The 7,893-nt window shown below is 69.8% G+C and carries 4 protein-coding genes and 1 pseudogene; 3 read left to right on the top strand and 2 right to left on the bottom strand.

All coding sequences use genetic code 11. The features are described from left to right. The 3 genes and pseudogenes from BST10_RS23970 to BST10_RS24235 all read left to right on the top strand — a co-directional run. Positions 1 to 156 (top strand): annotated as a pseudogene (locus tag BST10_RS23970) (IS256 family transposase); the annotation flags it as partial. Between the two features lie 604 nt (positions 157 to 760). After that, positions 761 to 1,969: an outer membrane porin GjpA gene (gjpA, locus tag BST10_RS20165; RefSeq protein WP_083040246.1), complete on the top strand. Its 1,209-nt coding sequence runs from the start codon at positions 761 to 763 to the stop codon at positions 1,967 to 1,969. A gap of 85 nt (positions 1,970 to 2,054) precedes the next feature. Then, the gene (locus BST10_RS24235) at positions 2,055 to 4,832 is read left to right on the top strand and encodes a PGRS repeat-containing protein (protein ID WP_163762361.1); all 2,778 of its coding nucleotides are present in this window, start codon (positions 2,055 to 2,057) and stop codon (positions 4,830 to 4,832) included. Positions 4,833 to 5,015: 183 nt separating this feature from the next. On the opposite strand, the gene BST10_RS20155 is transcribed toward BST10_RS24235, so the two are convergent. Both BST10_RS20155 and BST10_RS20150 read right to left on the bottom strand, forming a co-directional pair. Then, positions 5,016 to 5,855, bottom strand: a complete 840-nt coding sequence (locus BST10_RS20155; protein ID WP_083040244.1) for a dienelactone hydrolase family protein — start codon at positions 5,853 to 5,855, stop codon at positions 5,016 to 5,018. A gap of 39 nt (positions 5,856 to 5,894) precedes the next feature. Further along, the gene (locus BST10_RS20150) at positions 5,895 to 7,727 is read right to left on the bottom strand and encodes a fatty acyl-AMP ligase (RefSeq protein WP_083040242.1); all 1,833 of its coding nucleotides are present in this window, start codon (positions 7,725 to 7,727) and stop codon (positions 5,895 to 5,897) included. Positions 7,728 to 7,893: the final 166 nt, after the last annotated feature.

Here is a 7,893-nt window from a genome sequence, read left to right as displayed (position 1 = left end):
TTCCCGGACAAGGACGCCGCGATGAAGTTGCTGTACCTCGGGCTGCGCAACATCTCCAGCGAGAGAGGAGGCTATTCGGGGACCGGAACCCACAACTGGACCGTGGCACTCAACACACTCGCCAGATTGTTCCCTGGTCGAATACCGTTGTGCTAGAGTACAACTCGTAGTCAAATCACCTCTGACTTACACAGAATTCGTGACAGGCTCCGCTCACCGGCATCGGCGGTGCGCAGTGCATCGAGCACCTCCAGCAAGGCAGACTGATCCAGGGCCATCGCGATGTTCCTCTCGGTAGTGATCCTTGGTCGTTTCACCACAGAGACTCCCGCGATGGCCCCCTACATCAGGACCGACACGCCGCCCCTACTTACACCACCGCCGGGGACGTGAACTCGCGCCCCGTGGGCGGCCGGGACCCCCGGGCGCGGGGGCCGAGTGCTTGTTCGCGCCGCGTCTGAGGTGGATTCAAAACGGTCCAGAATTTCCGCCCCGACAAGTTCTCAGTGCGCTAACATGTACAGTTTTCCGAAACTTTCTTACTGTTCACATAGAATCCCTATTGAGCAGCTGCGCCCCCTGGGTCGCCACCTTGGACAATGCCGGAGAAATATTCGACTGAGATACTTGTGTCTTAGTTTTTTCACGGCTAGTGTTCTATTTCACATCAGTGAATAAGTGTGAATCCAGGAGCAACACGGCAGCGTCGCAGCCCCTTGAGGCGCTCGCCGAGGGCGGCACCTCACAAAAGGAGACGGCTGTGCAGCAAACCCTTCGCCCCTACGTCACCGCCGGTATCGCGATCGTCGGCTCCGGCCTCATCGCGGCCACGCCGGTGGCTACCCCGATGGCGAATGTCCCCACCATCCGGGACGTCACACTCACCGCGGGCGGCCTGCCCGACCTGGCGGCGCCCTGGACGGAAGTGTTCAACGAGGCGTCGCGCAACGTCAGCCAACTGCTCAACAACTACTACATCGCCCCCGGCATTGCCTTCCAGCAGATGTTGGCCAACCAGGCGGAGTACTGGCAGTCGGTCCTCGACGACCCGTCGACGATCCCGGCCGTGATGCAGCAGATGCAGCACAACCTCGATGCGGTGCTGACCGGCTTTTCGTTGTTCAACGCCAGCGGAGGCGTCGACATCAACGAGGGCTTCATCGGCACCGTGGGCCAAGTCATCGCGCACACCCTGAGCGGGACGGATCTTGCCAGTGAGACACCCGCCTTCGGCCATGACCTGCTTTTCGCGCTGCTTCCGCAGTTCCTGCCGGCCGACCAAGCCGAGTTCATGACGCCCATCATCAACTTCCTGGCGTCGCCGCTCAGCGGCATCATCATGGGCTCGATCGGGCCGGCGATCGCTCCCTGGGTCGCGATGATGAACAGCATCCAAGACGGTGAAGGCTTCACCCAGATCATGGCCAGCTGGATGGACGGCTACCTCAACGGCGCCACCCTCGACCTCGACTTCTTGATACCGATCATCGAGGACTCCGGGCTGCTGCCGATGCCGGAGGGCACCATCACCCACCTGGACTTCACCTTCGGTGGTCTGCTCACCGGCGGCGACGTGGCCTCCGGCCCGTATGAGGTGTCCGACGGCACCGACATCGTGGCCTCGGTGCCTGCCGTCGGCGGGTCGATCTTCAACAGTCTGGGCATCGGTCTGGATGCCTCGGCGATCGGCCTGCCCCTACAGATCAGCATCGACAGCCACGGGATCGGCCCGATCGCTGCCTGGGAGGCGTGGGCGCAGACCGCCGGAGCACTGCTGGGATCCGGTTGGGACGGGAAGGACCCGATCGTGGTCACCCCGCCCGGCGCCGGTATCGGTTTCCCGATCATCCCGGACAGCTGGTTCGACGACGGTGGCGTGACCCCGGATGTGGATCCAGGCGCGGGCGTGGCCGACCTGCTGGGCGGCATGACACTGGACGATCTCATCGCGGCCCTGGGCAGCCTCTGAGCCGCCCCGCCCGCCAAACCGATTTCCCAACCGACCTTCAAAAACATTGCTTAACAGAGCCGCTTCACAGGAGAGGTGTTCGCAAATGAGTCGTCGTGACAGCACCAGCCAGCCTGGCAACACCGGATCGCGGTACCGCAAGCGGGTGGCAGGTGCCACCAGTTCGGTGGGCGCGTTCCTCGCTTTCGGGATGGCCCCGTTAGCCGCAGCACCGGCGGCGCACGCCGATGTCGATTTCTTCGGTGACCTCTTCGGTGACCTGGTGACCTCCTGGTCCACGGCCGACGTCGGTGACGCCGCCGCGACCTGGGACTTCGACGCGCTGTTCGGTGCAGCAGACCCGGGCAGCGCAGCGGACATGTTCTCGTGGACCGGGATCATGGACCAGTGGTTCTACGAGCCGCTGCACGCCATGACCCAGCTCTGGATCACCAGCCCGTTCGGTGAGTCGATCAACGGGATGATCAACGACTGGTCCGGGATGTACCTGATCGGCAACGGTGTTGCTGGCACCGAGGACTCGCCCGATGGCGGTGACGGCGGGCTGTGGTTCGGAGATGGTGGCGCCGGCTGGAGCAGCGACGAGGCGGGGGTGGCCGGCGGTGACGGCGGCTCGGCGCTCGGCTGGCTGGGCAACGGCGGTGACGGCGGCGCCGGTGGTGCCGGCGCGGCCGGCGGTGACGGCGGTGCCGGTGGCTGGCTGATGGGCCACGGCGGTGACGGTGGTGCCGGCGGCGCCGCGACCGTTGACGGTGGTGCCGGCGGTGCCGGCGGTAACGGTGGCGCGGCCGCGGCCTGGTTCTTCGGCAACGGCGGCGCCGGTGGTGTCGGCGGCGCCGGTATGGACGGCGCGGCGGGTGCTGCGGCCAACGGGGTCGGTGGCGTCGGCGGCGCCGGTGGCAACGGTGGCACCGGCGGCCGAAGTGGCTACATGTTCGGCGACGGCGGCAAGGGCGGCGCCGGCGGCGCGGCCGGCAACGGTGGCGACGGCGTCACTGGCGATGCCAACGGTGCGAACGGCGGAGGCGGCGGCCACGGTGGCAACGGTGGCGCCGGCGGCGCCCGCGCCTCCGACTACTACGCCGGCGCGTTCTACGGCAGCGCCGGGCAGGCCGGTGACGGCGCAGACGGCGGAGCCGGCGGCAACGGCGCCGACGCGGCCACCGACGGCGACGGTGACTACCTCGGCATCGGCGGCAACGGCGGCATCGGCGGCGATGCCGGTGACGGCGACACCGGCGGCAACGGCGGCGCAGGCGGTAACGGCGGAGACGGCACCGGTGTGAACCCGACCAACCCGAACGCCAGCTTTGGAACCGGTGGGGCGGCAGGCAGAGGCGGTGCTGGCGGGGACTCGCTGGGCGCCAATGCCGGCGGCAACGGCGGTGATGGCGGTACCGGCGGCCTGGGCGTGCTGGGTCGCGGCGGCACGGGCGGCGTCGGCGGTACCGGAGGGGAAAGCGAAAGCGGCACCGGTGGCAGCGGTGGCAGCGGTGGCCACGGTGGTGCCGGTGGTACCGCAGACAACACGGTGGCTACCATCGGCGGCAACGGCGGCAGCGGCGGCGCGGGCGGCGCTAGTAACAGCGGCAGCGGCGGTGCCGCCGGCACCGCCGGTAACGGCGGCGACGGAACCCTCCGCGGCGGCAACGCCGGGTTTGGTGGCCGCGGCGGCAGTAGCGAGACCGGTAGCGGCGCCGACGGCGCCGACGGTGGCGTCGCCGGCGAGGGCCTGGGCTGGAACGACGGTACCCACACCTGGAGCATCGGCGGCAACGGCGGCTCCGGCGGCGCCGGCGGCAGTTCCACCAGCGGCGCTGGCGGCAACGGCGGTGCGGGCTCTGCCGGTGCTGACGGTGCGACCGGCACCGGTGTGCTCAGCTTGGGCGGTAACGGCGGTGCCGGTGGCGCCGGCGGCACCAGCAGCGGCGGAACGACCGGGGTCGGCGGCGACGGTGGTGCGGGCGGCGATGGCACCGCGTCCGGTGGCAACGGCGGTAGCGGCGGTTCCGGAGGTGACGGCTTCCAGGGCCTGGGAACCAACAGTGCCGGCGGCGCAGGAGGCAACGGCGGCGCCGGCGGCGCCAGCGGCGGCGTCGAAGTACCGGGTGATGCGACCCCGCCGACCGGCTTCGGAGCTGCAAGCCATGCCGGCAACGGCGGCGGGGGCGGCAGCGGCGGCCACTCTTACGGAGGCGCTGCCGGCGGCCAAGGCGGCACCGGCGGAAGCGGTGGTGGCGCTGCAGGCGACGTGGACGCCGGCAACGGCGGCAGCGGCGGCAACGGCGGCAACGGTGGTGCCGAGGGCGCCGGCGGCGACGGCGGCGCCGGTGGGACCGCGGCGGCCGGCAATGGCGGCAATGGCGGCAACGGCGGTCGTGGCGGCAACGGTGTCAGCGGTGCCGACGGCTCCAGCGGCATTCCCAACCCGCTCCTCGGCGGGGACAACGCGCCGGGCGGTGACGGCGGCGACGGCGCGGCCGGCGGCACCGGTGGTAACGGTGGAGTCGGTGGCGGCTCTACCAGCGGGACCGGTGGCAACGGTGGTGCAGGCGGCAACGGTGGTGCCGGCGGCTCAGGTGGTGCCGGCGGGCCCGGCGGCACCAACCCCGACACCGGCGACGGCTACGACGGCGGCAACGGCGGTGACGGCGCTGACGGCGGTGCCGGCGGTAACGGCGGCGCCCACGGTGCCGGCGGCGCGGGCAACGGCACCGGCGGGGCCGCAGGCTCGGGTGGTACCGGCGGCGCGGCCGGTGCTGCGGGCCCGGGCGGTGCGGCTACCGGCACCGGCACCCCCGGCGAGGACGGCACGGCTGGCAGCGCAGGCAACGACGGCGCGAACGGCCAGCCGGGCGCCTAGCCGACAGTTGCCAGCGACCACGGTCGCCGGGTCCACACGGACTCGGCGACCGTGGTCGTTTCAGCGTCCGTCATCCCCCGCGGGACTTCAACGGGCTCGACCCGATCGTGGCGGACGACGCCGGTGCCGGCGTCACATCGCTTCTCGGCGACCTGGCGGCCGCGAACGTCCTTTCTACGGGCTCTATTTGAGCAGCGCGACGAATTTCTCCTCGGGGCTCACCGGCTCCGGCAGCGCCTCGAGCTCCTCGGTGCGCGGCAGCGGCACGTGCGGGTCGGCGAACTGCCGATAGGTCTTGTCGCCGACCAGCTGCGCCAACAGATATCCGGTCAACAGAGCGCGCACCCGCCGCTGGGTGCGCCGATCCGAGGTCGGCAACCCGAAGAACCCGGTCAGCCGACGGCCCTGCGGCAGTCCGGCAGCGGAAGTCTTGGCGATCACCCGCAGCGTCGCCGAAGGCCAGGCGTGGGCCAGCTCGACAGCATTGGAGCGCAGCGCTTTCGCATCGCCGGGGCTGGCGAACACCACGCCGGGCACCGCCAGCGTCGCCGCCGGCTGCTCGGCGGGCGGGGTGGTGACGGTCGGGAAGATCGCCGCTACCGCTTTGGGCTGCACCGCAGATCCGGCGGCGGCGAACACCGCGGCCGAACCGCCGAAGCCGTGGCCGGCCACCGCCAGCCGGGCGCGGTCGACGCTGATCCGCCCCGGCCCCAACCGGATCTCGGTGGCGATCTCCAGCGCCCGGCCCAAGTCGGCGGCCGAGTCCAGCACCGACGGCGCCAGACCGCGGCCGGTGTCGGGCGCCGCGGCCACGATGCCCCACGAGGCCAGGTGCTCAAGCAGTCCGGCATAGCGGTCCGCTCCGGTCAGCCAGTCGTGGCCGAACGCCACCGCGGGAAGCCGGTAACCGGATGCCGGGGTGTACACCACACCGGCCAGCCCGGCATAGGCCAGGTCGCCGCGCAGGACGCGGTGTGGACCGGGTCGGGTCAGTGCGGTGTACAGACGCTTGATGCTGGCCACCCGATGACGTTAACGCACCGGGCAGCCGAGAATGAGCGGTCAGCCCGGTCGTGACTTCCAATACTGCTGCGCCACTGCCCGCTGCGCTGCCGCGGCGGCCCGCACCGCCGCCATCGGTTCACCGGTCCCGCTGCCGGCGCGTTGCGCCGCGCGCCATTCCGCCAGCACGGTGAACCCGCCGTCGACGAACCGCTGGCGGGCGGCCTGTCGCTGGATTTTCCCGCTCGAGGTCGTCGGTATCGAGCCCGGTTCGACCAGGACCACGGCGTGAACTCCGATCCCGTGGCGGCGAATGATGACTGCCTTGATCGCTTCTAACACGGTGTCGAATCGGGCCGCGTCGGCCGCCGGGCTCACCTCCTGCACCACCACGAGTTCCTCGCCGTCGCCCGGCCTCGGCGCGATCGAGAACGCCGCACCGCGGCCGGACAACAACGCCGGGTGGCTGCCCTGCACCGTTTTCTCGATGTCGTTGGGGTAGTAGTTGTTGCCGCGGATGATGATCAGGTCTTTGCAACGTCCGGTGATGAAGATTTCGCCGGCTCGCAGGAACCCGAGATCACCGGTGCGCAGGTACGGCCCTTCTCCGGTATCGGCCAGGTAAGCGCCGAACGTCTGCTCGGTATCTTCCGGTTTTCCGCGGTAGCCGCGTGCGACGGTCGGCCCGGAAATCCAGATCTCGCCGACCTGGTCTGCGTCGCGGCGCCGGCGGGTCTCCGGATCGGCGATCACAATCTGTTGACCGCCACGGGGTCTACCACAACCGACCAGTTCCACGAGGCCGGGATCGTCGTCGGCCGCGTCGGTGATCTCGACGACCCGGTCTTCGCCCAGTGCGGTGCGGTCGATATGGCAGACCACCGGCGCGTCGGCATCCGACCCGCCCGAGACCAGCAGAGTGGCCTCCGCCAAGCCATACACCGGCAGAAACGCCTCGGGCCGGAAACCCGCCGGCGCGAAGGCCTGCGCGAAATCGCGCAAAGTGCTGGCCTGCACCGGTTCGGCACCGTTCATCGCGGTCGACCACTGCGACAGATCCAGCGCCGCGCGCTCCTCGGCAGTGCTGCGTTCCACACACAGCTGGTAGGCGAAGTTGGGTGCGGTGGTCCCCGTGGCGCGGTACCGGGACATGGCCTCCAGCCACCGCATCGGACGCATGATGAATGCCGCCGGTGACATCAGCACGGTCGTGCAGCCCACGTAGACCATTTCCAGAATGCCGCCGATGAGCCCCATGTCATGGTGCTGCGGTAGCCAGTACACGGTGACTGCCCGCTCGTCGCCGCCCCACGCCTCGTGGATCGCAGCCAGGTTGGCCAGCAGGTTGGCGTGCGTCAGGACTACTCCCTTGGGCGCCCGGGTCGAACCCGAGGTGTATTGCAGGGTGGCGGTGCTGTCGCCGTCGATGTCTGGTGACGTCCAGGATTCCGGGTCCGTACCGGGGGCCTCCGGAGCCAGCCACCGCAGTGGCCGCTTCATGAATCCGTCGACCCGCGTCCGGAGCTTGTCCTGGGTCTCGGCGTCCGCCAGGGCGAAGCCGGCCCGTGCATCGGGGGCGATGAGCATCAACCGGGCAAGCCGATCCTGTACCGGCACGGCAACCGCGCCGGCGTACAGGCAGCCGAAGTAGGCGGCGGCACTGTCCAGACCCGGTCGGCAGACGACGAGCACCCGGCGGCCCGCGGCGCCCTGCTGTTGCAGGCCGACCGCGATCGCCCGTGCCCTGCGGTCGAGTTCGGCGTAGGTCAGCCGGCCCTGTTCCTCGGCGCCGTCGGGCGCGAACACGAACGCGGCCTTGTCCCGGTGGCGCTCCGCTTGGTGGCGCAGCAGATCCACCAGGGTTCGCGCGGTGGCTGGATTGTGCTGTGGCATATCGTCTCTGAGGCTGTTTGCTGGTTGCCCCGCGGAATGTCGTGGGGCAACTCCAACATAACCGCTGGGGGGTCGACGCGGAGCCCGGTTGGTCTCACGCGGTCGGGCGGTACCCAAGAAATTTCTGTGAACAATATTTCGTAAAAAGGGCCGAAAAGTGTATGTC

Origin of the sequence: Mycolicibacter algericus DSM 45454 (assembly GCF_002086455.1) — a bacterium.
In the GTDB taxonomy this organism is placed as follows: Bacteria; Actinomycetota; Actinomycetes; order Mycobacteriales; family Mycobacteriaceae; genus Mycobacterium; species Mycobacterium algericum.
Note: the sequence above shows the minus strand (reverse complement) of the source record. Positions and strands in the feature narration are given on the sequence as shown.

What these genes read in the sequence shown, in the direction of transcription:
- BST10_RS24235 (WP_163762361.1), top strand. Translation starts at nt 2,055, where the DNA reads ATGAGTCGTCGTGACAGCACCAGCCAGCCTGGCAACACCGGATCGCGG.
- BST10_RS20150 (WP_083040242.1), bottom strand. Translation starts at nt 7,727, where the DNA reads ATGCCACAGCACAATCCAGCCACCGCGCGAACCCTGGTGGATCTGCTG.